General features: G+C 65.2%; 30 protein-coding genes. 9 read left to right on the top strand and 21 right to left on the bottom strand.

Annotation, left to right across the window (positions count from 1 at the left end; all coding sequences use genetic code 11):
* The 5 genes from AC04MI_RS13035 to AC04MI_RS13055 form a co-directional block, all read right to left on the bottom strand.
* Positions 1–591 (bottom strand): ABC transporter substrate-binding protein (locus tag AC04MI_RS13035; RefSeq protein WP_476497941.1); only part of this gene is annotated, 591 nt, incomplete at its 3' end.
* A 36-nt stretch (positions 592–627) separates the two neighbouring features.
* Complete coding sequence (locus tag AC04MI_RS13040; RefSeq protein ID WP_436078584.1) at positions 628–1461, bottom strand: ABC transporter ATP-binding protein; 834 nt, start codon at positions 1459–1461, stop codon at positions 628–630.
* A 45-nt stretch (positions 1462–1506) separates the two neighbouring features.
* Entirely contained in the window at positions 1507–2310 is an 804-nt protein-coding gene (locus AC04MI_RS13045) for an ABC transporter permease (protein WP_476497942.1), read from the bottom strand.
* A gap of 13 nt (positions 2311–2323) precedes the next feature.
* Complete coding sequence (locus AC04MI_RS13050; protein ID WP_476497943.1) at positions 2324–3196, bottom strand: ABC transporter permease; 873 nt, start codon at positions 3194–3196, stop codon at positions 2324–2326.
* A gap of 289 nt (positions 3197–3485) precedes the next feature.
* Positions 3486–4592: an ABC transporter substrate-binding protein gene (locus AC04MI_RS13055; protein WP_056744284.1), complete on the bottom strand. Its 1107-nt coding sequence runs from the start codon at positions 4590–4592 to the stop codon at positions 3486–3488.
* Between the two features lie 267 nt (positions 4593–4859).
* Here AC04MI_RS13055 and AC04MI_RS13060 point away from each other — a divergent pair, with 267 nt between their 5' ends.
* Positions 4860–5717, top strand: coding sequence for a TauD/TfdA dioxygenase family protein (locus tag AC04MI_RS13060; protein WP_476497944.1), 858 nt, complete (start codon positions 4860–4862; stop codon positions 5715–5717).
* 141 nt (positions 5718–5858) lie between these two features.
* Positions 5859–7223 carry an LLM class flavin-dependent oxidoreductase gene (locus AC04MI_RS13065; RefSeq protein WP_476497945.1) on the top strand — a complete coding sequence of 455 codons (1365 nt, stop codon included), beginning with the start codon at positions 5859–5861 and terminating at the stop codon, positions 7221–7223.
* A 56-nt stretch (positions 7224–7279) separates the two neighbouring features.
* Here the strand turns inward: AC04MI_RS13065 and AC04MI_RS13070 are convergent, their stop codons facing one another.
* The 16 genes from AC04MI_RS13070 to AC04MI_RS13145 form a co-directional block, all read right to left on the bottom strand.
* Positions 7280–8236, bottom strand: coding sequence for a universal stress protein (locus tag AC04MI_RS13070; RefSeq protein ID WP_436078579.1), 957 nt, complete (start codon positions 8234–8236; stop codon positions 7280–7282).
* Positions 8237–8359: 123 nt separating this feature from the next.
* Positions 8360–8764, bottom strand: coding sequence for a GreA/GreB family elongation factor (locus tag AC04MI_RS13075; protein ID WP_099729981.1), 405 nt, complete (start codon positions 8762–8764; stop codon positions 8360–8362).
* Positions 8765–9155: 391 nt separating this feature from the next.
* Positions 9156–9863 (bottom strand): SDR family oxidoreductase, encoded by a 708-nt coding sequence (locus AC04MI_RS13080; protein ID WP_056744276.1) that lies wholly within the window; start codon positions 9861–9863, stop codon positions 9156–9158.
* Positions 9864–9991: 128 nt separating this feature from the next.
* Entirely contained in the window at positions 9992–10993 is a 1002-nt protein-coding gene (locus AC04MI_RS13085) for an NADP-dependent oxidoreductase (RefSeq protein ID WP_146869625.1), read from the bottom strand.
* 205 nt (positions 10994–11198) lie between these two features.
* On the bottom strand, positions 11199–11807 hold the full coding sequence (locus AC04MI_RS13090; protein WP_476497946.1) for a TetR/AcrR family transcriptional regulator: 609 nt from the start codon (positions 11805–11807) through the stop codon (positions 11199–11201).
* A gap of 342 nt (positions 11808–12149) precedes the next feature.
* Complete coding sequence (locus tag AC04MI_RS13095) at positions 12150–12365, bottom strand: TOBE domain-containing protein (protein ID WP_015013774.1); 216 nt, start codon at positions 12363–12365, stop codon at positions 12150–12152.
* 60 nt (positions 12366–12425) lie between these two features.
* The gene (locus tag AC04MI_RS13100) at positions 12426–13235 is read right to left on the bottom strand and encodes an ATP-binding cassette domain-containing protein (RefSeq protein ID WP_436075372.1); all 810 of its coding nucleotides are present in this window, start codon (positions 13233–13235) and stop codon (positions 12426–12428) included.
* 4 nt (positions 13236–13239) lie between these two features.
* Positions 13240–14202 carry an aliphatic sulfonate ABC transporter substrate-binding protein gene (locus AC04MI_RS13105; protein ID WP_436075373.1) on the bottom strand — a complete coding sequence of 321 codons (963 nt, stop codon included), beginning with the start codon at positions 14200–14202 and terminating at the stop codon, positions 13240–13242.
* Positions 14203–14250: 48 nt separating this feature from the next.
* The gene (ssuC, locus tag AC04MI_RS13110) at positions 14251–15117 is read right to left on the bottom strand and encodes an aliphatic sulfonate ABC transporter permease SsuC (protein ID WP_056067463.1); all 867 of its coding nucleotides are present in this window, start codon (positions 15115–15117) and stop codon (positions 14251–14253) included.
* Positions 15114–15488 carry a VOC family protein gene (locus AC04MI_RS13115; RefSeq protein ID WP_056744268.1) on the bottom strand — a complete coding sequence of 125 codons (375 nt, stop codon included), beginning with the start codon at positions 15486–15488 and terminating at the stop codon, positions 15114–15116. Before AC04MI_RS13115 ends, ssuC begins: the two co-directional genes overlap by 4 nt.
* 23 nt (positions 15489–15511) lie before the next feature.
* A complete protein-coding gene (gene ssuD, locus AC04MI_RS13120) occupies positions 15512–16675 on the bottom strand; it encodes an FMNH2-dependent alkanesulfonate monooxygenase (RefSeq protein WP_099729974.1) in 1164 nt (387 codons plus the stop codon).
* A gap of 46 nt (positions 16676–16721) precedes the next feature.
* Positions 16722–16862 carry a hypothetical protein gene (locus AC04MI_RS13125; protein WP_199227627.1) on the bottom strand — a complete coding sequence of 47 codons (141 nt, stop codon included), beginning with the start codon at positions 16860–16862 and terminating at the stop codon, positions 16722–16724.
* Between the two features lie 41 nt (positions 16863–16903).
* The gene (locus AC04MI_RS13130) at positions 16904–17875 is read right to left on the bottom strand and encodes a sulfonate ABC transporter substrate-binding protein (RefSeq protein ID WP_116749593.1); all 972 of its coding nucleotides are present in this window, start codon (positions 17873–17875) and stop codon (positions 16904–16906) included.
* Positions 17876–17933: 58 nt separating this feature from the next.
* The gene (locus tag AC04MI_RS13135) at positions 17934–18110 is read right to left on the bottom strand and encodes a hypothetical protein (protein ID WP_158236071.1); all 177 of its coding nucleotides are present in this window, start codon (positions 18108–18110) and stop codon (positions 17934–17936) included.
* Positions 18111–18248: 138 nt separating this feature from the next.
* On the bottom strand, positions 18249–18839 hold the full coding sequence (gene ssuE, locus AC04MI_RS13140) for an NADPH-dependent FMN reductase (RefSeq protein WP_056067455.1): 591 nt from the start codon (positions 18837–18839) through the stop codon (positions 18249–18251).
* A 177-nt stretch (positions 18840–19016) separates the two neighbouring features.
* A complete protein-coding gene (locus tag AC04MI_RS13145) occupies positions 19017–20039 on the bottom strand; it encodes a sulfate ABC transporter substrate-binding protein (RefSeq protein WP_476497947.1) in 1023 nt (340 codons plus the stop codon).
* Between the two features lie 158 nt (positions 20040–20197).
* Between AC04MI_RS13145 and AC04MI_RS13150 the strand changes: the two genes are divergently transcribed.
* The 7 genes from AC04MI_RS13150 to AC04MI_RS13180 all read left to right on the top strand — a co-directional run.
* Positions 20198–20470 carry an oxidative damage protection protein gene (locus AC04MI_RS13150; RefSeq protein ID WP_010461281.1) on the top strand — a complete coding sequence of 91 codons (273 nt, stop codon included), beginning with the start codon at positions 20198–20200 and terminating at the stop codon, positions 20468–20470.
* An 89-nt stretch (positions 20471–20559) separates the two neighbouring features.
* On the top strand, positions 20560–22521 hold the full coding sequence (gene mnmC, locus AC04MI_RS13155) for a bifunctional tRNA (5-methylaminomethyl-2-thiouridine)(34)-methyltransferase MnmC2/FAD-dependent 5-carboxymethylaminomethyl-2-thiouridine(34) oxidoreductase MnmC1 (RefSeq protein WP_476497948.1): 1962 nt from the start codon (positions 20560–20562) through the stop codon (positions 22519–22521).
* 136 nt (positions 22522–22657) lie between these two features.
* Positions 22658–23461, top strand: coding sequence for a sulfite exporter TauE/SafE family protein (locus AC04MI_RS13160; RefSeq protein WP_056744255.1), 804 nt, complete (start codon positions 22658–22660; stop codon positions 23459–23461).
* Positions 23462–23467: 6 nt separating this feature from the next.
* Entirely contained in the window at positions 23468–25252 is a 1785-nt protein-coding gene (locus AC04MI_RS13165; protein WP_056744252.1) for a nitrite/sulfite reductase, read from the top strand.
* A gap of 37 nt (positions 25253–25289) precedes the next feature.
* Positions 25290–25679: a DUF934 domain-containing protein gene (locus AC04MI_RS13170; protein ID WP_395458275.1), complete on the top strand. Its 390-nt coding sequence runs from the start codon at positions 25290–25292 to the stop codon at positions 25677–25679.
* Between the two features lie 49 nt (positions 25680–25728).
* A complete protein-coding gene (locus AC04MI_RS13175) occupies positions 25729–26352 on the top strand; it encodes a phosphoadenosine phosphosulfate reductase domain-containing protein (RefSeq protein WP_395455157.1) in 624 nt (207 codons plus the stop codon).
* Between the two features lie 14 nt (positions 26353–26366).
* Positions 26367–26630: phosphoadenosine phosphosulfate reductase domain-containing protein (locus AC04MI_RS13180; RefSeq protein ID WP_476497949.1), on the top strand; the 264-nt coding region annotated here is incomplete at its 3' end.

The following is a 26630-nucleotide window of genomic DNA, read 5'->3' on the forward strand; positions in this document are numbered from 1 at the left end:
GATCTGCCCGGCCACCACGGCGGCCTTGGAGGTGGGCCAGTCCATGTTGATGAGCTTCACGTCCTTTTCGGTCAGGCCCGCCGTGGCCAGCAGGTTGTCGAAGGTGCGCTGGTAGGCGGTGCCCTTGAGCACCGTGACCTTCTTGCCCTTGAGATCGGCCACGGTCTTGATGCTCACGCCCGGCGCCGTGGCCAGATAGCTGTTGCTGCCCCGGCCCGTGGCAGCAATGAAGCGGGTGGGCAGACCGCGCGCTCGGCCAATGACGGCGGCCAGGTCGCCCAGAGAGACGATGTCGAGCTGCTTGGCCGACAGCGCCTCGTGTACGGCCGGGCCTGCGCCGCGAAAGAAGTTCCACTCGATCTTGATGCCGTCTTTGGAAAATTCATCTTCCAGCCACTTGTTGGCCTGCAGCACCGCAAACACGCTGCCGCCCGGCGAAGGCTTGCCGGCCGTTCCCAGGTCGGGCGAGCCGATGCGGATGACCTTGGCGGGCGACTGTGCGCGCAGCACCATGGGGGCAGCCAATGCGGCAGCGCCAGCCACCAGCAGCGAACGGCGCGTGGAAAAAGCGAGGAGGTTTTGTTGTGTCATGGGAATCTCGGGGATCTGTAAAAGGGGAACAAACAATCAAACAGCAAATTGCCACTGCGCGGCAGGCGCCAGCTGCTCGCCGCGCTTGAGCGGTGGCTCGGCCAGGTCGGCCGCCGGGTGGCCGGAGAACTCGCGCAGCACGCTGTCCTTGATGGCGGTGAACGCGTGGGAGGTGCGCTCGCGCGGATGGGGCAGCCCCACCGGCACGGTGCGGCGGATGCGGCCGGGGCGCGGCTCCATCACGACCACGCGGTCGCCCAGGTACACGGCCTCTTCCACGTCATGGGTCACCAGGATCATGGTGATGCCCTCCTGCTGCCAGATGCGGTGCAGCTCCTGCTGCAGGTGGGTACGGGTCATGGCGTCGAGTGCGCCAAAGGGTTCGTCCAGCAGCAGGATGTCGGGCCGGTTGACCAGCGCCCGCGCAATGGCCACGCGCTGCGACATGCCGCCCGAGAGCTGGTGCGGGTAGGCCGTCTCAAAACCTTGCAGGCCCACCAGCGCAATGTGCTCGCGCACGGTGGCGCGCTGCTGGCCTTCGGTCAGGCTGGAGTTGAGCAGGCCCAGCGCCACGTTCTTCTCGACCGTGAGCCAGGGGAACAAGCGGTGCTCCTGGAACACGATGCCCCGGTTGAGGCTGGTGCCCACAATGCGCTGGCCGTTGAGCAGGATCTCGCCCTGGTAATCGCCCTCCAGGCCAATCACCAGCCGCAGCAGCGTGGACTTGCCGCAGCCGCTCGAGCCCACGATGCTCACAAACTCGCCGGGCTCGATGGTGAGGTGGATGTCCTGCAGCACGGGCAGGGCTTCGCCCTTGACCTCGTACTGCTTGTTCAGGCCGCGAATGGCCAGGGTACCGGCGTGTGCCATGTTGATTTCCTTGTGTTCGTATGCGTATGCGATGCGTCAGCAGCATCAGTACCTGGCGATCGTGCGATCACGCCAGGCCAGCAGGCGCTTTTCCAGTGCGGCCAGCAGCGCGTTCAGTACAAAGCCCACCAGGCCCACCACCACCACGCCAAACAGCACCAGGTCCATCCAGAAATGCTCGCGCCCGTCGATCAGCGTGTTGCCAATGCCCTTGCCCGAGGCCAGCAGGTATTCGGCCCCCAGCGTGGCCAGCCAGCTGTAGATGAGCGAGAGCTGGATGCCGGTGAACAGTGAGGGCGCGGCGGCAGGCGCCACCACACGGCGCAACGTTTGCCACACGCTGAACTCGTACACGCGGGCCACCTCCAGGTACTCACGCGGCACGCTGCGCAGGCCCTCCAGCGTGTTGAGCACCACCGGAAAGAACGCCGCCATGGCCACAAACGCTACCTTGGCGGTATCGCCCAGGCCAAACCACATCGACAGCATCGGAATCCACGCAAACAGCGAGATCTGCTTGAGCGTGTGGAACGTAGGCCCCACCAGCCGCTCGGCCCAGCGCGACCAGCCCAGCAGCGCACCCACCGCCAGCCCGATGCCGGAGCCAATGCCGAACCCCCAGCCCATGCGCCACAGGCTGGCCGACAAGGCCACCCACAGTTCGCCGCTGACAACCTGGCCCACACCGCGCTGCCATACGGCCAATGGCGATACCAGCAGGGGTGAATCAGACGCCCCCGAAGCCACCACCGCCCACCACACCGCCAGGATCAGCACGGGCAGCAACCAGCCCCGCAGGCGTGCGGGCACTTTTTGGAACACGTTGCGTTGCACGTTCACAGAAGACATTGGCACACCCCGTTCACAAACCCGGCTTGCGCCAGCGCAGCAGCCAGGCCTCGGACACGGCCAGCAGCTTGTCGATCACAAACCCCACGATGCCCACGGCCAGCACGGCGGCCAGCACCACGTCCAGCTGAAAGAGCTGGCGGCCATAGACGATGAGGAACCCAATGCCCTCCGACGACGCCAGCAGCTCCACCACCACCAGCGCCAGCCAGGCATGCGTGAGGCCATAGCGCACGCCGTTCCAGATGGGCGCCGTAGCTGCCGGAAACACCACCCTGCGCAGCATCTGCCAGCGGGTAAAGCCATACACACGCGCCACCTCCACCAACCGGTTGGGCACGTTCTGAATGCCCTGGCAGGTGTTGATAGCCACCGGCACCAGGGCCGCCTTGGCGATCAGCAGAAACTTGAGCCCCTCGTCAATGCCCACCACCAGGATCAGCAGCGGCAGCCAGCCGATCACCGGCACCTGGCTGAAGGCCTTGAACAATGGGAAGAAGTAGTCACGGAATGTCGGCGACAGGCCCATGGCACCACCCAGCACCAGGCCCAGCGACAGGCCGATGCCAAAGCCCGCAAACACACGGACCATGCTGATGCGCAGGTGGTCCCACAACTCTCCGCTGGCCAGCAGCTCGCCAAACACCTTGAACACGGCGGCGGGCGGGGGCAGCACCTGCTCGGGCACCCAACCCCACAGGGCGGAGAGCTGCCACAGCGCCAGCACGGCCAGCGGAAAGGGCCAGGCCCAAAGCGAACGCCTCGCCCAAGTCCAGGCGGCGTTTTGCCTTACCGCTGGGGGGCGGCGTGTGGGAGCATCCGGCAGCGCATCCAGCGGGCTCTCGGGGCAGCCTGGCCCGGCCGCGTTCAGTGCGGGTATCGCCATCTTTTGCATTTCCTTTGTGGGTGGTGGAGTTGCTACCACCTGGGGTGAGCGCAGCGCCATCGATAACAACCAAAAGAAATGTAAAAGACGTTTGTTATAAAAATAAATGGTTAATACTCATATGCAATGACAAAGATGTTTGCGGCATGAGCAGCGACGCTTGCGTTATGAGGTTGCCTCGGCGCAGGCACAAAAAACCCGCCGCGCACAAGGTGCGGGCGGGTTGCAACGAGCGGTGGTGAGCGGCTTTTCCGGGCTTGGACACCGTGGTTCGGATTGGAGACCTGCATCAAGGGGCGGCGACCAGATCCCCATTGGCGCCATACACGGGCCAGTAGCTCTCCAGCTTCAGCTCCTTGAGTGCAGCGTTCAGATAGCGGCGGTCAAACCAGCTATCGATCTCTGGCTTCTTGCGGATGAGTTTGAGCTTGTGGGCCTCGTCGGCCGCGTCCTTGTAGCGCGCCACCAGAAATGGGTCGAGCAGTGGCGACAGGCGCACGCGCAGCGGCTGGCCAATGAAGTCTTCGCGCCACACCTTCTCGGCGTACTCGGCCTTGCCCCACTGCGCAAACAGTTCGGCACGGCGGTTTTCGTCGGAATATTTATGGGCGTACAGCACCACCGTCTTGACCACGCGCTCCACCGCCTTGGGGTGGCGGGCGGCGAAGTCGTCGGTCACCAGCAGCGCCGTCTGGCGGGTGTACTTGTAGGAATCTTCTGCGGCCGACCACACCACCTTGGCCAGGCCCTGGTCACGCAGCTTGAAAAAACCCACATAGCCAAATGCGGCGTCGATGTCCTTGCTGACCAACGCCGCCTCAGCGCTGGGCAAATCCAGATTGAGCAGTTTCACATCGCGCTCGCTCAGACCCTTGTCGGCCAGCGCGCGCACGGCTGCCAGATGCAGGTTGGTGCCCTTGAACACGGCCACCTTGCGGCCTTTGAGGTCTTCCAGGCGGCGGATGTTGGAGTCGGGCGGCACCGCAAGGTAGAGCCCGCCGCGCACGCCACTGCCCAGAATGATCTTGGTCTTCACGTCACTGGCCCGGTGCACGATAGAGGGCAGGTCGCCCTGCCACGCAAAGTCCAGTTGCTTGTTGACCAGTGCCTCATTGACGGCCGGGCCTGCGCCCTTGAAGAAGGTCCATTGCACCTTCACGCCGTCCTTCTTGAACTCTTCTTCCAGCCCGCCATCGGTGTAGGCCAGCGCGGCCGAGGTGCCACCATGGCGCACCGGGTCGCTGCCCACACCGCCGGTGGCGATGCCGATGCGGATCACCTTCAGGGGATCTTGCGCCTGTGCGGCTGCGCTACCCGCCCACAGGCCCAGGGCCACCGCTGCGCTGGCTGTCGTGGCAGCCGCCCAGAGCGCTGTTTTCCATTGCGTTTTTTTCATCTGTTGACCCTTCGTGCCTGTTGTCGTTCCGGTGTGCGTGCGCAATGTGCTGCACACGTCGCCGATCACTCTAGGCAGGCCCTGCGCGGGGGCCAACGACCAAAAACAGATATCCAAATTTGCGGATGGCAGGCCCACGCGCGCCAGTGCAAGGCGCAGTTTTCCGACTATGCATATGCGAACTGCTTCGTTGATGCGCGCACTGCGCGCTGTCCCAATCGTGTGGGAGTTCTCTTTCATCACCCCACCGTTTCAGAAAGCAGCGCCATGTCCAAGATCAACGATTTGCACACCACGTTTACCCGCTTTGCGGTAGAGCCCTACACCCCCACCATCGGGGCAGTCATCCACGAGCTGGACCTGCGCCAACCCCTGGACGCCGCCACGCAGGCCGAGCTGCGCCAGGCACTGGCCGTGCACGAGGTGCTGTTCTTCCGCGACCAGCACATCACGCCGCAGCAGCAGGTGGACTTCACCCGCAGCTTTGGCAATGTGGCCGAGGTGAAGGCGTTCTTCCCCCGGCTGGAGAGCCACCCCGAGATCGAAATCGTGGAGAGCACGGCCGAGCGCCCCAAGGCGTCCAACCAATGGCATGCGGACATCACCTGGCGCGAGCAACCGCCGCTGGGCACCAGCCTCTATGCACAGGTGATCCCGGCCAGCGGCGGCGACACGCTGTGGGCCAGCCTCACGGCCGCGTACGCCAGCCTGCCGCCCGCCTTCCAGGCTTACCTGGAAACGCTCACGGCCGTGCACACCTGGGAGATCAGTGGCTGGACGGAGTACCTGCTGCGCAAGGACGCCAGCGGCGAAGAACTGAAGGCCGCCCGCGCCAAGTACCCGCCCGTGGAGCACCCCGTGGTGCGCGTGCACCCCGTCACGGGCAAGAAGATCCTGTACGTGAACCCCACCTTCACCAGCCACATCAAGGGCCTGCACCGCACGCACAGCGATGCGCTGCTGACCCAGCTGTTTGCCCTGCCCCAGGTGGCCGAGTTCCAGGCCCGCCTGCGCTGGGCGCCGGGCACGCTGGCCGTGTGGGACAACCGCTCCACCCAGCACTACGCAGTGGGCGACTTCTTTCCGCAGCACCGCAAGCTGCATCGCATCACTATTACCGAGTAGCCCCCCTGAGTCGCCTTCGGCGCCGTCCCCCTTGGGGAGGCCCCCCCCCTGGCCCGGCAAAGCCGGTTCCACGGGTGCACTGGCCTGGGCCGCGCCAGTGTCGAAGGCCGCGAGCCATCTCCACAAGTTTTGGAATCTCACATGACCCAACCCGACACATCCAGAAAACTGCGCCTCGGCGCTTTCATCATGGCCACGGGCCACCACGTAGCCGCCTGGCGCCACCCGGGCTCACAGGTCGATTCGGGCGTCAACATCGATCACTACATCGAGGTCGCCAAAACAGCCGAACGTGGCCTGTTTGACCAGGTGTTCGTGGCCGACAGCCCCGGCGTGTGGCACAAGGGCGACCGCGAGTCCTTCAGCCGCCAGGGACGGATCTCGCACTTCGAGCCCGTGACGCTGTGGGCAGCGCTGTCGGTCGTCACCAAGCACATCGGCTTTGTGGCCACAGCCTCCACCACCTACGAAGACCCCTACCTGCTGGCGCGCAAGTTTGCGTCGCTGGACCACATCAGCAAGGGCCGGGCCGCCTGGAACGTGGTGACCACCAGCGCCGAAAATGTGCACGGCAACTTTGGCCTGGACACGCACCCGGACCCCGCCACGCGGTACGAGCGCGCCCACGAATTTGTGGACGTGGTCAAGGGGCTGTGGGACAGCTTTGACGACGACGCCCTGGTGCGCGACCAGGCAAGCGGCATCTACTTTGACCCCGACAAGCTGCACGCACTCAACCACGTGGGCAAACACCTCAAGGTGCAAGGGCCGCTCAACATCGAGCGCTCGGTGCAAGGCCACCCAGTGATTGTGCAAGCCGGCTCCTCGGAAGACGGCAAGGAACTGGCCGCCGCGACGGCCGAAGCCATCTTCACCGCCTGGACCAGCATGGCCGAGGCCCAGGCCTTCTACAAGGATGTGAAGGGTCGCATGGCCAAGTACGGCCGCAGTCCTGAAGAACTGCTGGTGCTTCCCGGCATCTCCCCCGTGATTGGCCGCACCGAGGCAGAAGCCCAGGCCAAGTGGGCCGAGCTGCAGGCCCTGATCCACCCCAGCGTGGGCCTGGCCACTCTCACCCCTTTCTGGCCCGGAGAGGACCTGTCGAAGTGGAACCTTGACGCACCTCCGCCGTACATCCCCGAGCCACCCAAGGGCATCAACAGCCGCGCCCACGTGGTGCTGGAGCTGGCCCGGCGAGAGAAATACACCGTGCGTCAGCTGTACGAATACCTCGCCGGTGCACGCGGCCACTGGGTGGTGATCGGTACACCCGAGACCATTGCCGACCGCATGCAGGAATGGTTTGAGAACGGGGCGGCGGACGGCTTCAACGTGATGCCGCCTGTGTTGCCCCAATCACTCAACGAGTTTGTGGAACTGGTGGTGCCTGAACTGCAGCGGCGCGGTCTGTTTCGCACCGCCTACGAAGGCACCACCCTGCGGGAAAATCTGGGCTTGGTACGGCCCGCGAGCCGGTACACAACGCTGCTCGCGAAGGCCGCCTAGGCCTCATGCACGCCGATCCCAAGGACCTCGGCAGGGCTGTCCACAGGGCTCCTTCTTCATGCGCCTCCCTGCAGCGCCGCAGGGTTGGGATGGCTCGGCAGGCGCGGCTGGCCTGCCTTGACACGGCGCACGGGCAGATCGGTCGCCAGGCGTTTCAGGGCGGCCCCCCGGGATGCGGACTGAAAGCCGTGCGGTACCACCAGCACGTCCGTGCGGGCTTCACGCAGGATGCGTTGCGCAACGCTCTCGAACAGCCAGTCTGCCCACCGGGACGCGGGATGCTTGCCCACCACGATCAGGTCGGCCCCGGCCCCTTGCTGCGCCACCAGCACTTGCCGCGCCGGGTCGCCCCGGCCGATGGAGGATGAAAGCCGGTTGCGCCGCACATCGTACGAGTCGGTCAGCGTGAACATGCGGTCCTGCGCATGGCGCCTGCACTGCTCGCGGTAGATCTGGATGGCGCGTTCCGACACTTCGGCATAACGCAGCTTGCCCTCATTGGCAGTGCTGACGGCATGGAACAGTTCCACACGTGCGCGGGGGTGGAGCGCCAGGCCCAGCTCCACCAGGCGATGCGAAGCCTGAGAAAAGTCCACCGCCACCATCAGGCTCTGGTAGGGCTGTGCCGCTGCGCTACGCACCACGATCACGGGGCGCCGGCAGGCACGGAGCAACTGGATCGCAGGGTGCGCGCCGAACCAGGTCCGCAACCCGCGCTGCGGGGCCATGCCCCACACCACCAGGTCGTGACCCGCTGCCGCGCGGGCGATATCCGCCACCGTGCAATCCACGCGTGTTCCGGCATGAACAGGAATCTGGTGGCGCTGCCGAATCTGCAGCGCATGGTGCGACAGTCGCACGGCCACGTCGGGTGGCGGCACTTCGCCGGATTGGGAGAGATACACCAGCTGCAACGCAGCCCGATGCTCTGCGCCCAGCAGCGCTGCGCGCGCCAGCGCGTGCCCTCCCAGTTCAGAAAAGTCGGTGACGACGAGGATGGAGCGAGGGGTCATGGTGGTACGTCCTTCTGTGGTGAACAACGCGCACGCCTCTAGCGGCGGCCATTGCGATTGGCGCCGGTCTGGTGGGCAGTGATCCGGTGGTACGGCCCGCAGCGGGCCGGAATGCGGAGGCGACTAGGTGAGGTAGTCGCCCGTGGCCTCAGGCTGGTACTGGATGCTTTCGATGGTGGCGGAGCACTCTTCGCCATGGGGCGTTTGCCAACGGGCCACGTCCCCGGCCCGCAAGCCCAGCAGGCTGATGCCGACCGGCGACAGCACCGAGATGAAGCCCGCCGCAGGCTCAGCGTCCTGCGGGTAGCACAGGGTCAGCACCTGGCGCCGGTGGGTGTGCTGGTCCACCAGCTCCACACGTGAATTCATGGTGACCACGTCTGCCCGCACGGTGCGCGGGCTGGTGATATCGGCGTTGGCCAGCAGGTCGTCCAGCAAGGGGGCTGGCCGGTTGCCGACCAGCTTGGTCAGGCGCGAATAGTCCAGGTCGGTGAGCGTGCGCTCGCCAGGGGTCACAACTGCATGCATACAAAGCACTCCATCGAATGCGGCGGTGCCCCGTGGGGACAAGACGGCCGCTACCGCGCTTGGCTGGTGCCCGGCGGTGGATGGTTGCGCTACAAGGGGATGAGGAGAGAGGGTGCCGCCGGGCTCAGGAATGTGCCGGCGTCAGCTGACGACGCGCGTTCTTCTTGGCCACCGCTCGCGCGCAGGCCGCTGCAGGGGGCAGCACAGCCAGGGCGGCAAAAGGGCAAACCAGAAGGGTCGTCATGGGCCCGAGTGTAGGCAACACGGGCGGTTCTGGGGGCAATAGCCCCAGGGTTCTTGCCAGATACCCGGCGGCTGGGTGGCCGATCTTTGTCGCCACCAGGGGCCACCCAGAGCGCCACGCCAGCTGGGTGGCCCCTGCGCGGCGTACTCAGGCCACTTGCGGCAGGTAGCTGGGTCGCGTGGCTGTCATCGCGAGCTTGACATGCTGTGTGAGCTCATCGGCCAGCACCTCGTCTGCGCCTGCTTCCAGGCCATCCAGCGCGCGCCGCACGATCTGAACCGGGCTGGTCTTGGGCACGTCAAAGCCGCGCGTCAGGTCGGTATCCACATACGCCATGTGCAGGCCCAGGACCTGCGTGTTTTGCGCGGCCAGTTCGTGGCGCAGTGCATTGGTGAGCGACCAGGCCGCAGACTTGCTGGCCGAGTATGCAGCCAGCTCGCCGCCATTCACCCACGACGCCACAGACAGCACGTTGAGCAGCGCCCCGCCTCCGTTGGACTGCAGGACCGGGGCAAAGGCTTTGCTGACACGCAGCACGCCAAAGACATTGGTCTCAAAGATGCGGCGCATGACCTCTTCGCTGTCGGCCGCCAGAAACCCGCCGGGCTGGGCGATGCCCGCGTTGTTGATCACCAAACTCACGTCAGACGCCTGCGCGGCGGCGGCCGCCACCTCTTCGGGGTTGTTGACGTCCAGGCGCAAAGCCTGCACGCCGGGTTGCGGGACGATGGTGGACGGATCGCGCGCGGCGGCGTAGACCTTGCGCGCACCGCGTGCGAGCAGCTCGCGAACAAAGGCCAGGCCAATGCCGCGATTGGCACCGGTGACGAGGACAACAGCGTTTTCGATCTTCATGGGAATCTCCAGGGTTGGGGTGGGACTGAACAGGGATATGCACGGGCTGTGCTAAGGATGGATATGGAGTGAGGGCTCGATAGGTGCGAGACGGACGCGAGACGGGTGCGAGGCAGCAGTAAGCGAGCTCAGCGCACCTTGACGACGACCTTGCCCTTGGCACGGCCGGTTTCCACGTAGGCGATGGCTTCGTTGGTTGCGTCGAAGGGAAACACCTTGTCGATCACCGGGCGGATGGCCCCTGCATCCACCAGACGCGTGATCTCCTGCAGCTGGCTGCCCTGTGCACGCATGAACAGGAACGAGTAGCCAATGCCCAGCACTTGGGCACGGCGCCGGGTACCGGCGCTCAACAGCCGGAACACCATCCGCAAGAAGCCCGACGCACGAAGGGTTTTGCCGAATGCGGGATCGGGTGGGCCCGAGACAGAGACAAGTTGGCCTCCGCGCTTGAGCACGCGCAGGGACTTGGCCAGCGCCTTGCTGTCCTGGCTGTGCAGCACCACGTCATAGTTGCGCAGCACGTTTTCAAAATCTTGCTGGCGGTAGTCGATGACAACGTCCGCGCCCAGGCTTTGGACCAGTGCGGCACTGCCCGCGCCGGCGGTGGTGGCCACGGTGGCGCCCAAGTGCTTGGCCAGCTGGATAGCAATGCTGCCCAGCCCCCCCGATCCCGCCTGGATGAAAACCTTCTGCCCTTTGCTGACCTGGGCCTTCTCCACCAGCGCCTGCCATGCCGTCAAGCCCACCAGCGGGATCGACGCTGCCTCTTCCATGGTCAGGCTGCGGGGCTTGAAGGCCAGCGAAGACTCCTTGACCGCAATCAGCTCCGCAAAGGTGCCGATGTGAAAGTCGTCCGCCCGGGCATAGACCTCGTCCCCCGGCTTGAACTGCCGCACGCGCGGCCCTACCCGCACCACCACGCCCGCCACATCGTGCCCGAGGATGAGCGGCATCTTGTAAGGCAGCAGGAGCTTGAACTCACCATCTCGGATCTTGGCGTCGAGCGGGTTGACGCCCGCTGCATGGACCTCCACCAGCACCTCATCGTCGCGCAGGGAGGGAGCAGGAACATCGGCAGGCCGGAGTACGCCCTTTTTGGCATAGCGATCCAGAACAAACGCTTTCATGGGGTTTCCTTTGCTGCAAGGGATTGCATGGCTGCACAGCAATGCCACGCGGACTGGCGAGGCTCCACCAAAAACGCCGTCCATCCATGACGCGCCAGATGCTGTGCAGAGTTTGGGCCGCAATTTCGCATGATAAACATCATATGTAATGATAAAAAAATGCGTGCCATCGCACGATCAAGAAGAGACAGGGTGTGAATCCGCGTTATGCCGTTTCCGCCGGCAACAGGTGCTTGAGCGCGGCTTCGCGCAGGCTGTCGGACAGCGCGGCGTCGTCCACAGCACGGGCAAGCACGAGCGCTCCCACCATGGTGGACAAGGTGACAAGCGCTTGCTCATGCGTTTCTGGCTGGCCCCACTGGGGTGACTGGCGCGCAATCAGATCGACCATTTCCTTGATGTGCCGGGTGGAGACGCGTCGCACCTCAGGGGACTGGCGCGAGGTTTCGGAGCCCAACGCGGCCAGAGGGCAACCCGTTTCGATGCTCTCAACATGTTCGCGCGAAAGGTAGGCTTTGAGCACGGTTGCCATCGCCTGCAAGGCGGGCTCCCCCGCCACAGCGCCCGCCACCGTCGCCACAGACTGAGCGCACGCCTGTGTTGCCGCTTCGGCCAGCATGGCCTCGCGAGACTCGAAGTGCGCATAGAAGGCGCCATGCGTCAGGCCTGCTTCCTTCATGATGTCCGCAACCCCGGTGCCATGGTAGCCCTGGCGACGGATCGCCCGCGCCGCCACCGACACGATGCGCTCATGGGTCGCTTCTTTGGCGGCGGCTCGGGCATTGGGCTGTCTATTTCGCATGATGTTTATCATACATAAAACCACCATTCAGCGCAACTGCGCTTGGTCTATGGGGTTGAACACACGCCCGTGCATCGTTCCGCCCCCAAAAAAACAGGCCCCTGCGGGGCCTGGAATGCGAGCAGCGCCATGAACAGGCACGTGGTGGATGGTCAAAAAGAAGGCGGGCTGCGGCTGTCTTGATGAACCCCCAGCCCTCCCCTCCTGCGATGCGACCGTTTCCAAACGAGCTATTCGCCCGTCGCAGTCTTCGTCCAAAGCACCGCAGGCCCCCGCACGCAGCAGGTCGCTTCAACCGCCCGCTTTGCGCGCAATTCAGCCGCAATACCCACGATGGCTGCGCGCCGTGCTCCATCACAGCTTTGCGATGGACACCTCCGTGGACTTGACCAGTGCGACCACATCGGAACCCACGACCAGGCCCAGGTCGTCCACCGAACGGGTGGTGATGACGGAGGTGACGATGCCCCAGGGGGTTTCGACATCGACCTCAGAGACGACATCGCCGCGAATGATCTCGCGCACTTTGCCCTTGAACTGGTTGCGTACGTTGATGGCTTGAATGGACATGGGGTTCTCCTTGAATAGTCCGTTGAAAAATGAAAACAGTGGGTGAGAGAAACAGAAAAATCACACCGCCCAGCGCAGGCCATGCGCTGGCACACCTGGCCATGGCGCCTCGTGTGCGGGGTCGCCATCAGGCTTTTGCAGCACCCGGTCCAGGATGCGTTTTTCGATGGCGGCAAACGCGGAGTCACCGTGCGAACGGGGGCGTTGCAGGTCGATGCGCTGGTCCAGCGCGATCTGGCCGTCTTCGATCAGGATCACGCGGTCTGCCAGGGCCACGGCCTCTTGCACGTCGTGGGTGACCAGCAATGCCGTAAAGCCGCTGGTACGCCACAGGCCTTCAATGAGGCGGTGCATCTCGATGCGGGTCAGTGCGTCGAGCGCACCGAGGGGTTCGTCCAGCAGCAGCAGGCGCGGGTTGTGCACCAGCGCACGCGCCAGGGCCACGCGCTGGCGCTGGCCGCCCGACAGGCGTGCCGGCCATTCGCCCAGCCGGTCGCCCAGGCCCACGCGCGCCAGCACATCGGCCGCAGCGCCGCGCCGCTCGGGAGGCAGGCCCAGGGCCACGTTGTCCGCCACACGCTTCCAGGGCAAAAGGCGCGAGTCCTGGAACATGATGCGGGTGTCACCGCTCAGGCCCGTGATGTCCCGGCCGTCCAGGCGGATCGCACCGCCAGAGACTGACTCCAGGCCCGCCACCAGACGCAGCAGCGTGCTCTTGCCGCAGCCACTGCGGCCCACAATCGCAACGAACTGGCCGGGTTCAATCGTGAGTTCGGTCTTCTTGAGGACATCGCGCGTGCCGTAGCGCTTGTCCACACTGCGCACTTCCAGGCGCACGCCCTGCGCTGTGTTGGGATCGTTCTGGCTCATGGCATCAGGCTCCGGGTTTGAAGAGAGGCACATCGAGGGCATTCACGCGCCTGGGCAACAACTTTTCGGCCAAAAAGGCATCCGCAATGCGCTGTTGCTCGGCAAGGGCCGTGGGCACCACGGCGCGCACCTCATAGCTGCGGCGACTATTGGCCAGCTCGATCACGCCCGCATCCAGCCCCCACACCGGTGCCAGCAGCGCGGCTGCGTCCTTGGGACTTTGCTTGACCCAGGCACCGGCCTTCTGCAGCTCGTGGAAGAACACACCGAGTACATCGGGTCGGGCCTTGGCATAGGGAGTCCCGGCCAGGTAATAGCGCTGGTAAGACGCCAGATCACGCCCGTCGGCCAGCACCCGTACCGCCGACTGCTTTTGCACGGCGGCCAGGAACGGGTCCCACACCACCCAGGCGTCAATGGCGCCACGCTCAAAGGCTGCACGGCCGTCGGCCGGCGTGAGGTAGGCGGGCTCGATGTCCTTGAACGTCAGGCCGGACTTCTCCAGGGCTGCAATCAGCAAGAAGTGCACACCCGCCGCCTTGGCAAAACCGATCTTCTTGCCCTTGAGGTCGGCCACGGTCTTGATGGGCGAATCGGCACGCACCACGATGGCCTGGGCGGCGGGCGATGGCGATTCCTGCGCCACGAAGGTGAGGTTGGCGCCGGCCGCCTGGGCGAAGACGGGCACGGTGTCGGCCACGTCGGCACTGACATCGATGTTGCCCAGGTTCAGGGCTTCGAGCAAAGGCAGGCCACTGGTGAACTCGTGCCACGAGACCTTGACGTTCAGCGGTGCCAGCAATTGCTCCAGCGTGCCCCGTGTTCGCAGGATGGTGGTGAGTGTGGATGATTTCTGCAAACCAATGCGCAAGGTCTCGGGCTTGCCTTGCGCCGCAGCCAGGCCACTGGACAGGGCCGCAAGGGCACCGAGCACGGCGCGCCGATGAATCAGGAAAGGAAGGGTCATGGTCGTGATGAATGCGTTGTAGGAATGTCGGAGTCAGCGCCCCGCAGCTCAAGCCGTCTGGTAGCCGGGGTGCCAGCGCAACCAGTAGCGCTCCAGCCCCTTGGCAAACACGTCAGCCAGCTTGCCCAGCAACGCGTACAGCAAGATGCCCACGAGCACGATGTCGGTTTGCAGGAACTCCCGCGCATTCATCGTGAGGTAGCCAATACCCGCCTGTGCCGAAATGGTCTCTGCCACGATGAGGATCACCCACATCAGGCCGAGCGAGAAGCGCAGTCCCACCAGGATGCTCGACAAGGCGCCAGGCAGAATGATCTGGCGGTACAGCTGCCAGCGCCCCAGTCCGTAGGTGCGGCCCATCTCAATCAAGCCCGGGTCCACATTGCGGATGCCGTGGAAGGTGTTGAGATAGATCGGGAAGAACACCGACACGCTGATGAGGAACAGCTTGGCCGACTCGTCGATGCCGAACCACAGGATCACCAGCGGAATCAGCGCTAGCGCAGGGATGTTGCGCACCATCTGGATGGTGGAGTCGAGCAGCGTCTCGAACAGCTTGACCGAGCCGGTGAGCAGGCCCAGCAGCAATCCCAGCCCGCCCCCGATGGCCAGACCCGCCAGCGCCCGGCCTGCGCTGACCTTGACGTGGGTCCACAGCTCGCCAGACAGGGTCAACGTCCAGGCTGCCTTCACCACTTCCAGCGGTGCAGGCAACACGCGGGTGGAAAGCCAGCCCGAAGAAGAGGCGATCTGCCACAACACGATGAGCCCTACAGGCACGGCCCAGGGCAGCAGACGCTGCGCCACATTGGCCACAAAGCGGACCAGCGACGCTGGGAGCAAAGGCCCTTCGAGCGGGAGATCGACGGAGTCCGCCACAGGCGATATCTGCAGCTCTCGGGTGGTCTGTGTCATGGTGTGATGTCCTGTTCGTTATCGGGCTCCAGGAACTCCAGCTGGTTACCCGCCGGGTCCTTGACGTAAAAGCGCAGGTAGCCGGGCAGCGCGCGGTTTTCCACCAGTGGCAGCTCGGCCTGCAGCAGGCGGTGGCGCAGCGCGGGCAAGTCCTGCACCTCGAAGGCCAGGTGCGACACCGCAGGCGCCGGTTGCCAGTGCTCGGTAGGCACCAGATCGATGCGCTGGGTGCCCGCTGCAAACCGCAGCGTGTTACCGGCCTGCAGGCGCACCTCGGGCAGGCCCAGCAGGCTGGCGTAAAAGCGCCGGATGGGCGCCTCGGCCCCAGCCGGGAAGGCCAGTTGCACGTGGTTGATGGACTGGATGCTCATGGCATATCTCCTGCGGTGCCGATTCAGCTTTGCGACGCGCGGGGCACAAAGTCATTGGCCACGGTCTCGCCAAACGGCCCCAGCGGGTTGCCGCCAGAGAGCTTCTCGCGCACGCCCACGGGCAGCAGCGGGAACACCAGCTCGGCAAACCGGTAAGCCTCTTCCAGGTGCGGATAGCCTGAGAGCACAAAGGTGTCCAGCCCCAGCGCCGCGTATTCCTCGATGCGCGCCGCCACCGTTTCCGGGTCACCCACCAGCGCCGTGCCCGCACCACCACGCACCAGGCCCACACCAGCCCACAGGTTGGGGCTGATCTCCAGGTCGGCGCGGCTGCGCTTGACGCCACCCGCATGCAGCTGTGCCATGCGGCGCTGGCCTTCGGAATCCATGCGTGAGAACACCGCCTGGGCACGCGCCACGGTCACGTCGTCCACATGGCTGATGAGTTCTTCTGCAGCGGCCCAGGCCTGGTCTTCGGTTTCGCGCACGATGACGTGCAGGCGGATGCCAAACTTGACCGTGCGGCCCCGCTTTGCAGCGCGGGCGCGCACGTCGGCCACCTTCTTGGCCACTTCGGCGGGGGGTTCACCCCAGGTCAGGTAGGTCTCCACCTGCTCGGCCGCCAGGTCGTGGGCGGCGTCAGACGACCCACCGAAGTACACCGGTGGGTGCGGCTGCTGCAAGGGCGGAAACAGCAGTTTTGCGCCCTTCACCGTGAGGTGCTTGCCCTCGTAGTCGAGGCTTTCGCCCTGGTGGCTGCGCGTGAGGATTTCGCGCCAGATGCGGATGAACTCGGCCGACTGCTCGTAGCGCGTGGCGTGGTCCAGAAACACGCCGTCGCCCTCCAGCTCGGCCTGATCGCCCCCGGTCACCAGGTTGATGAGCAGTCGCCCGCCCGAAAGCCGGTCGAACGTGGCCGCCATGCGTGCAGCCAGTGCGGGCTGGTGCAGGCCAGGGCGCACGGCCACCAGGAACTTGAGCTTCTTGGTCACGGCAAGCAGGCTGGACGCAACCACCCACGGGTCTTCGCAGGAGCGGCCGGTGGGTATCAGAACGCCCTCGTAGCCCAGGCTGTCAGCGGCAACCGCCACCTGCTGGAGGTAGTCATGGCTGAGCTGGCGTGCGCCTTTGGCGGTGCCAAGGTAGCGGCTGTCGCCGTGGGTGGGAATGAACCAGAAGATTTGCATGGGACAGGTCTTTTCAAAACGGGATCTCAGCGAGGTCCGAACGAAATCAGTAGGAGATGGCAAAGCCGAACTGGGGCGGGCGCAAGACCGCGCGCCGCTGCTGACCGTTCAGCCCCCAGGCGGAGGCCGTGACGCACAGAACGCGTCGCAGCTGGGCGTGCAACGGGAAAGGCATGGGCGCAGGCATGGCAAGCTCCTTGGAACGTGTTTGTGGTCTGGGTGGTGGGGTTACAGCAGATCGACCGGCGCGGCGTGCAGCAGGTTGAGCTTTTTGGGGATCAGCTTCAGGTCGAAGAAGGTGTCGGCAATGCCTTGCTGCTCGGCCAGGATCTCGCGCGTGACCGGGGCGGTGCCGAACTGCGCGCGGTTCAGGTACAGCTCGGTGATGGACTTGTCCAGCCCCAGAACGGCAGAGAGCTCTGCGGCTGCAGCCGCCTTGTTCTTGGACGCCCAGGTGTCAATCGCATTGACCTCTTCGATCGCAATGCGCAACACATCGGTGTTCTTGGTCGCGAAGTCGCGCGAGGTGAAGTAGTAGGCGCGGTTGTTGACCACACCTGTGGCGTCCGCCAGCAGGCGGGCGTCCAGCGTCTTCTGGGCGGCAGCGAGGAACGGGTCCCAGATGATCCAGGCATCGACTGCGCCCTTTTCAAACGCGGCGCGCGCGTCGGCTGGGGCCAGGAAGACAGACTGCACGTCGCCGTATTTCAGGCCGTTCTTCTCCAGCAGCTTGACCAGGAAATACTGCACGTTGGAGCCCTTGTTGTAGGCCACGCGCTTGCCCTTGAGGTCGGCCACGCTGCGGATCGGGGAGTCCTTGGGCACGATCACGGCCTCCAGCGCGGGGCGCGGCACCGTGGCGCCAGCGTAGACCAGCGGCGCGCCAGCGGCCTGGGCGAAGATGGGCGGGGCTTCGCCCACGTCGCCAAAGTCGATGGAGCCGACGTTGAGCGCTTCCAGTTGCACGGGGCCGGCGTTGAACTCGGTCCAGGTGACCTTCACGCCCAGCGGGGCCAGTCGCTTTTCGAGCGTGCCACGGCCCTTGAGGATGGAAAGCCAGCCTTTTTGGTGGCCCACGCGCAGCACGCGGCCGGGCGCAGTCGTTTGTGCAAGGGCCGGGGCCCCCGTGACGCCGAGAGCGGCGGCGGCCAGACCGGTGAGCAGCGCCTGGCGGCGATGAAGAGAGAAATGTGTCGTCATGGTGATGGTTTGTTTCTAGAAAAATGGGGCGGCAAAAAGAGGCCAAAACTGTGGGAGTTCAGCCCGCGACAGGCACTACCGGCATGAGCAAGAAGGCACCGATGACCACGAGCGAGGCCACCACCAGCAAGGCAATACCCAGCCAGCGCAGGGCGTCGCGCAAACCCAGGGGACGGTCTTCAAGGACCGATGGAGCCTGTGGCTGTGCGGACAGAGGGATTGCGTCACCGGACATGAACAGCACCTTTTTTTGTACAAGCAGGCAACAGCCCGCCCTGCCTGCGCTCAGCGGGCATTACCAGGTAAACAATGGAACGGAGGAAGGCGGGCGGAGCGTGGGCACCTGCGGCCAGGGCCGCCGGCGCTTGGTCCGTCAGACGCTACATCGCACTTGCGAGAAATGCACGGGCGCGAACCGTGTGGCCTGGGCGGGCGATGGGCGAAGGGTTTCGGTGACCAGCACGTTCACCGCGTCATCCAGCCGGGCGGCAATGTCGGCCTGCACGTGGTAGGTGCCCTCGGGCGTCAGCGTGACCTGGGCGTCGGTGGCGTAGATGCCGGGCAGGATGCTCTTGGCACCCAGCGACTGCAGCACGGGGCGCAGCGCATAGTCCAGCGCCAGCATGTGGTGCGGGCTGCCGCCCGTGGCCAGGGGCAGAACGGTCTTGCCCTTGAGAGCTGTCTGCGGCAACAAATCCAGAAACACCTTGAGCACGCCGCTGTACGCCGCCTTGTAGACAGGCGTAGCCACCACCAGCACGCTGGCATCTGCCACCTGGTCAATCGCCTTCACCACGGTGGGATGGCCAAAATCGGCCAGCAACAGCGCCTGGGGCGACAGGTCGCGGATATGGACGCGATCCACCAGCGCGCCGCGCACCGACAGGCGCTGGGCCACGGCGTCGAGCAAGGCGGCGGAGCGGGAACGCTCTGAAGGGCTGCCAGCGATGAGCAAGGCGGACATGGTGTTGGTTCCTTTGTTACTACTGTTTTGATAGCTACCAGCGCATGACGGACTAGCGCTTGAGCTTGTTTTTCTTATAAAAAGGACAAACAACGCCCCACCCGGCCCGCTGGGGCCAGGGTTCTTCCATGGAGGCTGGAGCATCACCCCAGCCACCTTCGGGGCGGTTGGGCCTGCTTACTTGCGCGTGTAGATCTGATCGAAACTCGCGTTGTCCGCAAAGTGGTCCTTGGCAGCCTTGTCCCAGCCACCGAACGCGTCGTTGATGGTGAACAGGTTCAGCTTGGGGAACTGCTTGGCGTACTTGGCCTTGGCCTTGTCAGAGACTGCGGGGCGGTAAAAATGTTTGCCCGCAATGTCCTGGCCTTCTTCGGTGTACAGGTACTGCAGATAGGCCTCGGCCACGGCACGCGTGCCCTTCTTGTCCACGTTCTTGTCCACCACCGACACGGCGGGCTCTGCCAGGATGGAGATGGACGGCGCGACCACGTCGAACTTGGTGCCGAATTCCTTTTCGAGCAGGTAGGCCTCGTTCTCCCACGCAATCAGCACGTCGCCCTGGTTGCGCTGCGCAAACGTGATGGTGGAGCCGCGTGCGCCGGTGTCGAGCACGGGCACGTTGCCGTACAGCTTGGCCACGAAGTCCTTGGCCTTGGCGTCGCCACCGTACTTGCGCTTGGCAAATTCCCACGCTGCCAGGTAGTTCCAGCGGGCGCCGCCCGAGGTCTTGGGGTTGGGCGTGATCACTTTCACATCGGGGCGCACCAGGTCGTCCCAGTCTTTGATGCCCTTGGGGTTGCCCTGGCGCACCACCAGCACGATGGTGGAGGTGTAGGGAGAGCTGTTGTGCGGCAGGCGCTTTTGCCAGTCTTTCGGGATCCAGCCTCCGTTGGTGTGCAGCGCATCGGTGTCGCCCGCCAGCGCCAGGGTGGCCACGTCGGCGTCCAGCCCATCGATGATGGAGCGCGCCTGCTTGCCTGAGCCGCCGTGGCTTTGCTTGATGGTCACGTCCTGGCCGGTCTTGGCCTTCCAGTGCTTGGCAAAGGCCTGGTTGAACTCCACGTACAGCTCGCGGGTCGGGTCGTACGACACATTGAGCAGCGTCACAGACTGTGCAAACGACGGCAATGCCGTCAGGGCCAAACTGCTGACCAGGGCAGCGGCGAAGGGAAACTTGATAAAGTCGCGGCGAAAGTTCATGGAAGGGCCTCTTTTTGTGAATGTGTTGCGGTGCAAATCACCGATGGAACGCATTCTGGAAGGCCCTCTTCAAAACTGGAACTACTGAGATTTCAGTTCTTAATATCCAAATCATCTGAGCGAAGCCTTTTTCGCTCGCCCCACACCAAGGACATCCCATGGCACGCACCGTTCAATGCATCAAGCTCGGCAAGGAAGCCGAAGGCCTCGACTTCCCCCCCTACCCCGGCGAGCTGGGCAAACGCATCTGGGAAAGCGTGAGCAAGGAAGCCTGGGCCGGCTGGCTCAAGCACCAGACCATGCTGGTCAATGAAAACCGCCTGAACCTGGCCGATGCGCGTGCCCGCCAGTACCTGGCGCGGCAGATGGAGAATCATTTCTTCGGCGGCGGCGCAGATGCTGCGGCGGGATACGTCCCGCCAAGTGCGTGACGCAGCGCAACACACCCCGGAGCGGTTCGCGGTAGAAACCGCCTTCCCTTTCCAACAGGCCGGCGCCACGCCGGCCTTTTGCCGTTTCCATGACTGAACCCATCGAGTGGCTGCCGGATGGCACCCCCTACAGCCCCCGCTTCGGCGACCGCTACCACAGCGAAAACGGCGGCCTCACCCAGGCCCGCCGGGTGTTTCTGCACGGCTGTGGCTTGCCCGAGGCCTGGGCGGGGCAATCGCAGTGGCGCATTCTGGAAACCGGGTTTGGCTTTGGCCTGAATTTCCTGGTGACCTGGGCCGCCTGGCGGGCTGACCTGCAGCGCCCCACGCTGCTGCATTTCGTATCGACCGAAGCCTGGCCTGTGAGTGCAGCCGACCTGCTGCGCGCCACCGCGGTCCACCCCGAGCTGGCGCCGCTGGCTGAGGCATTGCACCGCCAGTGGTGGGGCCTGCTGCCGGGCGTGCACCGCCTGCGTTTTGATGAAGGCCGGGTGCTGCTCACCCTGTTTGTGGGCGACACCCAGGCCATGCTGCGCCAGCAGAACCTGACGGTGGACTCCATCTACCTCGACGGCTTCAGCCCCCAGCGCAACCCCGAAAGCTGGGACCTGCACACGCTGAAAGCCGTGGCGCGCTCTTGCCGTCGCGGTACACAGCTCGCCACCTGGACCATCGCACGCGCCGTGCGCGATGCCCTGGCGCAATGTGGCTTTGAAGTGACCCGCGTGCCCGGCGTGCCGCCCAAGCGCGACAACCTGCACGCCACCTACAACCCACGCTGGGAGCCGCGCACCCCGCGCCAGCCCGGGGCGACACCGGAGCCGTCTCTGCCCGGCCCCTGCATCGTGATCGGCGGCGGCATTGCAGGCGCCGCCGCCGCCGCCAGTCTGGCCCGGCGCGGCTGGCAGGTCACCGTGCTGGACCAGGCCGCCGAGCCCGCCGCAGGCGCATCCGCCCTGCCCGCTGGCGTGTTTGCGCCCCATGTGTCGCCCGACGACAGTGTGCTGTCGCGCCTGTCGCGCAGCGGCATCCGCACCACGCTGGAGCAGGCCCGCTGGCTGCTGAACGAGGGGGTAGACTGGGCACATTGCGGCGTGCTGGAGCACCGCACCGACGGCAGCCCAGGTCTGTCGCCCGATTGGCCCCAAGGGCCGGGCGCCGCCTGGAGCGAGCCTGCGCCCCCCGCTGCCCTGGCTGCTGCCCAGTTACCGCCCGACGCAACCGCCTGCTGGCACCACCAGGCGGGCTGGGTGCGCCCGGCGCGCCTGGCCAGGGCCTTGCTGGGCCAACCTGGCATCCAATGGCGGGGAAATTGCGCGGTAGCCCAGCTGCGGCGCGTGGAGACACCCGCCACGACGCACAGCCCGGCCATCACCGCCTGGCAGGCACTCGATGCCCAGGGCCAGGTGCTGGCCGAGGCGCCCACCGTGGTCATTGCCGCAGGCGCCGGCAGCGCGGCGCTGCTGAACCACCGCTGGCCCCTGCAGCCTGTGCGCGGCCAAGTGTCGTGGGGCGTGCATGCCGACCCGGCAACACCGCTGCTGCCATCGATTCCGTTCCCAGCCAACGGCAATGGCAACCTGGTGCCCCGGTTCCCGCTGGGCGATCAAGCCGATGGCGATCAAGGCTGGGTGATGGGCTCGACGTTCGAACGCGATGTGCAGGCCCTGCCGCCCAGCACAGCCGACATCCACACCGCCCATGCCACCAACTGGGCCAAGCTGCAGGGCCTGCTGCCCGGCATCGCGCCCCAGCTGGAGCCTTTGTTCACCCAGGGGCTGGCCGTGTCGGCGCCTCAGCCCGCCCCGGGCGAGTCCCCCGCTCTGCGCACATGGGCCGCCGTGCGCTGCACCGCGCCCGACCGGCTGCCTCTCGTGGGCCCGGTGGATGCGGTCCACCTGCCGGGCCTGTGGGCCAGCACGGCCATGGGCGCACGGGGGTTGACACTGGCGCTGTTGTGCGGCGAACTGCTGGCCGCCCGAGTGCAGGGCGAGCCCCTGCCGCTGGATGCGCGGCTGACCAAGGCGCTGGGCACCGAGCGCCTGCCGTAACACCCTCTCGGCAAGTGGGTGGCCGGCGGCGGCCACCCCGCCAGCCCGCGCCAAGCCTTGCTTATAAACAAATAAGCATATTGGCAGAGCAAAACAATAGTTTGCATCCATAAGAAGCCCCTCTACATTCGCCGCCATGCATGAATTGGCGTTTGTTTTTGCGGGCTTTGCCGTCGGGCTCATCGTTGGCCTGACCGGTGTGGGCGGCGGCTCGCTCATGACGCCGATCCTGATCTTCTTCTTCGGCATCAAGCCACACATGGCGGTCGGCACCGACCTGCTGTTCGCGGCATTCACCAAAATGGGCGGCACCGTGAGCCTGGCCCGCCAACGGCTGGTGCCCTGGAAAGTGGTGGGCCAGTTGTGCGCCGGCAGCATTCCGGCGGCGCTGCTGGCGCTGTGGGCGCTGAAAGTCCTGGGGCCCGCCAGCGGCACGGCGCAGGCCATCATGACCACCACGCTGGGCTTTGCCCTGCTGCTCACGGCGGCGGCCACGCTCTACAAGGTGGTGGCGTTTTCTGCCCAGCGCCAGGCAGCCGAAGCCGCTGCCCGCAAAAGCCACACCGGAGACCCCACCCGCCCCCGCCACTGGAGCCTGCCGGTGCTGCTGGGCGCCGTGATCGGCACGCTGGTGACCTTCACATCCGTCGGCGCAGGCGCCATCGGCGTCACGGTGCTGCTGCTGGTGTACCCCATGCTGCCGCTGCCACGCATCATCGGTGCCGACATTGCCTACGCCGTACCTTTGACCTTGGTGGCAGGGTTGGGTCATGCATCCCTGGGCTCGGTGGATTGGCCTTTGCTTGCACAATTGCTGGCTGGCTCGCTGCCGGGCATCTGGCTGGGCTCTCGCCTCGTCGCCCGTACTCCTGAGCGCCTGATTCGCTCCGCCTTGTCCATTCTGCTGGCCTGGGCAGGCTTCAAACTGATTCTGATCTGAGCCCCTATGTACCAATACACCGCTTTCGACACCCAGTTCGTGAAACAGCGTGCCGCACAGTTCCGTGACCAGCTCACGCGCTGGCAGACGGGCAAGCTGAGCGAGGACGACTTCCGCCCCCTGCGCCTGCAAAACGGCTGGTATGTGCAGCGCTACGCCCCCATGCTGCGCGTGGCCGTGCCCTACGGAGAGATCGCCAGCCGCCAGCTGCGCGTGCTGGCGCAGATTGCCCGCGAATACGACGAGCCCGAAGCCGCCGTCTTCAAGGCCGCCATGGAAGGCCAGGGCAAGCTGGGCACCACGTTCCTGCCCACGCACTGCGCCCACTTCACCACCCGCACCAATGTGCAGTTCAACTGGATTCCGCTGTCCAAAAGCGCGGACGTGATGGACCTGCTCGCCAGCGTGAACCTGCACGGCATCCAGACCAGCGGCAACTGCATCCGCAACACCACCACCGACGCGCTGGCAGGCATCGCCGTGGACGAGATCGTGGACCCCCGCCCCTATGCGGAGCTGATCCGCCAGTGGTCCACGCTGCACCCCGAGTTCGCGTTTTTGCCCCGCAAGTTCAAGATCGCCATCACCGGCGCCAAGGACGACCGCGCGGCCACCGGCTGGCACGACGTGGGCTTGCACCTGGTCAAGAACGATGCAGGTGAGATCGGCTTCAAGGTGTTTGTGGGCGGCGGCATGGGCCGCACGCCGGTAATCGGCACCGTGATCCGCGAGTTCCTGCCGTGGAACCAGATCATGAATTACATCGAGGCCATCGTGCGCGTGTACAACGAGCACGGCCGCCGCGACAACAAGTACAAGGCCCGCATCAAAATTTTGGTGAAGTCCGAGGGCCAGCAGTACATCGACGATGTGGAAGCCGAATACCGCCAGATTTTGGAGATCGACGGCGGCCCCCACACCATCCCGCAGGGCGAATTTGACCGCGTGGCCGCCTGCTTTGTGCCACCCAAGCTGGCCGACATTGCCGACGTGGCCCCCGCAGCCTTGCAGGCATCGCTGGACGCACAGGCGGCAGAGCATGTGATGTTTGGCCGCTGGCTCAAGCGCAATGTGCACGCCCACCAAAATGCCCAGCTGCGCGCTGTCACACTGTCCTTCAAGCGCCCTGGTCAGTCGCCCGGCGACGCCACCAGCGAGCAGCTGATCGCACTGGCCGACCTGGTGGACAAATACTCCGCCGGCGAAGCCCGCGTGACGCACGACCAGAACGTGCTGCTGCCCTGGGTGCACGCCAGCCGCCTGTTTGACCTGTGGCAAGAAGCCAAGGCCCTGGGCCTGGCCAGCGCCAACGTGCAGCTGCTGACGGACATGATCGCCTGCCCCGGCGGCGACTTCTGCGCGCTGGCCAACGCCCGCTCGCTGCCGATTGCCGAGGCCATCACCCAGCGCTACCAGGACCTGGACGAGCTGGATGACATCGGCGAGATCGACCTGCATATCAGCGGCTGCATCAACAGCTGCGGCCACCACCACAGCGGCCATATCGGCATCCTGGGCGTCGATAAAGACGGCAAGGAGTGGTACCAGGTCACGCTGGGCGGCTCCGACGGCTCTGACCTGTCGGGCGCTGCCGTGGCCGGCAAGGTGATTGGCCCCTCGTTCTCGGCGGCCGAAGTGCCGGATGTGATCGAGGCCGTGCTCGGCGCCTACCGCGACCTGCGCGAAAGCGGCGAGACCTTCCAGAACACCGTGCGCCGCACTGGCCTCGACCCGTTCAAGGAAGCCGCCAAGCAGGCACGCCACAAAGAACCAGAAACCGCTGCCGCCTGAGCCCCGCAGCGCCGTACAGCACAGCCCCACAGACATGATGTTGAAACTAATCGCCGCCCAAGACCACCAGCCGCCTGCCGACGGCGACGCCCGCGCCGTGGCCCTGCCCAACGATGCCGATGCGCTGGCCCTACCGCTCGATGGGGTGGACCGTGTGGATCTGCACTTCCCCAACTTCACCGATGGCCGCGCATTCAGCCAGGCCTTCTTGCTGCGCCGCCGCCGTGGCTTTACGGGCGAGATCCGCGCCACCGGCGATGTGCTGATCGATCAGTTGGTGCAGATGCAACGCACGGGCTTTTCCAGCGCTGTGCTGCGCGAGGGCGTGGACGCTGCCGATGCGCAGCGCCAGTTTGAACGCTTCCCTGGCTTCTACCAGGGCGACGCAGTGAACCCCCAACCCCTGTTTGCCGCCAAGGCTGCCTGACAGACCCACTGCCCACGCGCCCGCTGCACCAACACACGAGTCCCTCACCATGAGTCAAATCGATCTCGCACGCATCAACGCCGACCTGGGCCGCAACGCGCCCGCCCTGGTGGAATGGGCCCTGAGCCTGGGCAAGACCAGCATCGTCACCACCAACTTTCGCCCCTTCGAAGCCGTGATCCTGCACATGGTCACGCAGGTGAATCCTGACGTACCCGTGGTCTGGATGGACAACGGCTACAACACCGAAGCCACCTACCGCTTTGCCGACGAAGTGACCCAGCAGCTGGGGTTGAAACTGAAGATCTACCTGCCACTGCGCTCGCGCGCCCACCGCGAAGCGGTGGACGGCCCTACGCCCGCGCTGGACGACCCGCGCCACGCAGCCTTCACCGAAGAGGTGAAGCTGGAACCCTTTGCCCGCGCCCTGCGCGAGACCGCGCCGCAAGTCTGGTTCACTGCGCTGCGCGCCACTGATACCGCCGTGCGCGCGCAGATGGACCCGGTGAGCATCAACCCCGACGGCCTCGTCAAGGTCGCGCCGCTGCTGCACTGGTCGTCCAAAGACCTGCACGAGTACTGCGTGAAACACGGCCTGCCCAACAACTTCGACTACGTGGACCCCACCAAGGGCGAAGACAACCGCGAGTGTGGCCTGCACATTGCCCACTGACCCCAGGTCCGACCATGAACGCCCGCACCGACTCAGCGCTGCTTGAGAAAACCAACAACATGAGCTACCACCTCAACAACTCCCACCTCGACGCCCTGGAAGAAGAAACCATCTTCATCCTGCGCGAAGTCGCCGCCGCCTTCGAGCGCCCCGCCCTGCTGTTCTCGGGCGGCAAGGATTCGCTGGTCATGCTCAAGTGCGCAGAGAAGGCCTTTGGCGCGGGCCGCATCCCTTACCCGCTCTTGATGATCGACACGGGCCACAACTTCCCTGAAGTG

Source organism: Acidovorax sp. LjRoot204, assembly GCF_056175785.1.

What these genes read in the sequence shown, in the direction of transcription:
- AC04MI_RS13040 (WP_436078584.1), bottom strand. Translation starts at nt 1,461, where the DNA reads ATGGCACACGCCGGTACCCTGGCCATTCGCGGCCTGAACAAGCAGTAC.
- AC04MI_RS13045 (WP_476497942.1), bottom strand. Translation starts at nt 2,310, where the DNA reads ATGTCTTCTGTGAACGTGCAACGCAACGTGTTCCAAAAAGTGCCCGCA.
- AC04MI_RS13050 (WP_476497943.1), bottom strand. Translation starts at nt 3,196, where the DNA reads ATGGCGATACCCGCACTGAACGCGGCCGGGCCAGGCTGCCCCGAGAGC.
- AC04MI_RS13055 (WP_056744284.1), bottom strand. Translation starts at nt 4,592, where the DNA reads ATGAAAAAAACGCAATGGAAAACAGCGCTCTGGGCGGCTGCCACGACA.
- AC04MI_RS13060 (WP_476497944.1), top strand. Translation starts at nt 4,860, where the DNA reads ATGTCCAAGATCAACGATTTGCACACCACGTTTACCCGCTTTGCGGTA.
- AC04MI_RS13065 (WP_476497945.1), top strand. Translation starts at nt 5,859, where the DNA reads ATGACCCAACCCGACACATCCAGAAAACTGCGCCTCGGCGCTTTCATC.
- AC04MI_RS13070 (WP_436078579.1), bottom strand. Translation starts at nt 8,236, where the DNA reads ATGACCCCTCGCTCCATCCTCGTCGTCACCGACTTTTCTGAACTGGGA.
- AC04MI_RS13075 (WP_099729981.1), bottom strand. Translation starts at nt 8,764, where the DNA reads ATGCATGCAGTTGTGACCCCTGGCGAGCGCACGCTCACCGACCTGGAC.
- AC04MI_RS13080 (WP_056744276.1), bottom strand. Translation starts at nt 9,863, where the DNA reads ATGAAGATCGAAAACGCTGTTGTCCTCGTCACCGGTGCCAATCGCGGC.
- AC04MI_RS13085 (WP_146869625.1), bottom strand. Translation starts at nt 10,993, where the DNA reads ATGAAAGCGTTTGTTCTGGATCGCTATGCCAAAAAGGGCGTACTCCGG.
- AC04MI_RS13090 (WP_476497946.1), bottom strand. Translation starts at nt 11,807, where the DNA reads ATGATAAACATCATGCGAAATAGACAGCCCAATGCCCGAGCCGCCGCC.
- AC04MI_RS13095 (WP_015013774.1), bottom strand. Translation starts at nt 12,365, where the DNA reads ATGTCCATTCAAGCCATCAACGTACGCAACCAGTTCAAGGGCAAAGTG.
- AC04MI_RS13100 (WP_436075372.1), bottom strand. Translation starts at nt 13,235, where the DNA reads ATGAGCCAGAACGATCCCAACACAGCGCAGGGCGTGCGCCTGGAAGTG.
- AC04MI_RS13105 (WP_436075373.1), bottom strand. Translation starts at nt 14,202, where the DNA reads ATGACCCTTCCTTTCCTGATTCATCGGCGCGCCGTGCTCGGTGCCCTT.
- ssuC (WP_056067463.1), bottom strand. Translation starts at nt 15,117, where the DNA reads ATGACACAGACCACCCGAGAGCTGCAGATATCGCCTGTGGCGGACTCC.
- AC04MI_RS13115 (WP_056744268.1), bottom strand. Translation starts at nt 15,488, where the DNA reads ATGAGCATCCAGTCCATCAACCACGTGCAACTGGCCTTCCCGGCTGGG.
- ssuD (WP_099729974.1), bottom strand. Translation starts at nt 16,675, where the DNA reads ATGCAAATCTTCTGGTTCATTCCCACCCACGGCGACAGCCGCTACCTT.
- AC04MI_RS13125 (WP_199227627.1), bottom strand. Translation starts at nt 16,862, where the DNA reads ATGCCTGCGCCCATGCCTTTCCCGTTGCACGCCCAGCTGCGACGCGTT.
- AC04MI_RS13130 (WP_116749593.1), bottom strand. Translation starts at nt 17,875, where the DNA reads ATGACGACACATTTCTCTCTTCATCGCCGCCAGGCGCTGCTCACCGGT.
- AC04MI_RS13135 (WP_158236071.1), bottom strand. Translation starts at nt 18,110, where the DNA reads ATGTCCGGTGACGCAATCCCTCTGTCCGCACAGCCACAGGCTCCATCG.
- ssuE (WP_056067455.1), bottom strand. Translation starts at nt 18,839, where the DNA reads ATGTCCGCCTTGCTCATCGCTGGCAGCCCTTCAGAGCGTTCCCGCTCC.
- AC04MI_RS13145 (WP_476497947.1), bottom strand. Translation starts at nt 20,039, where the DNA reads ATGAACTTTCGCCGCGACTTTATCAAGTTTCCCTTCGCCGCTGCCCTG.
- AC04MI_RS13150 (WP_010461281.1), top strand. Translation starts at nt 20,198, where the DNA reads ATGGCACGCACCGTTCAATGCATCAAGCTCGGCAAGGAAGCCGAAGGC.
- mnmC (WP_476497948.1), top strand. Translation starts at nt 20,560, where the DNA reads ATGACTGAACCCATCGAGTGGCTGCCGGATGGCACCCCCTACAGCCCC.
- AC04MI_RS13160 (WP_056744255.1), top strand. Translation starts at nt 22,658, where the DNA reads ATGCATGAATTGGCGTTTGTTTTTGCGGGCTTTGCCGTCGGGCTCATC.
- AC04MI_RS13165 (WP_056744252.1), top strand. Translation starts at nt 23,468, where the DNA reads ATGTACCAATACACCGCTTTCGACACCCAGTTCGTGAAACAGCGTGCC.
- AC04MI_RS13170 (WP_395458275.1), top strand. Translation starts at nt 25,290, where the DNA reads ATGTTGAAACTAATCGCCGCCCAAGACCACCAGCCGCCTGCCGACGGC.
- AC04MI_RS13175 (WP_395455157.1), top strand. Translation starts at nt 25,729, where the DNA reads ATGAGTCAAATCGATCTCGCACGCATCAACGCCGACCTGGGCCGCAAC.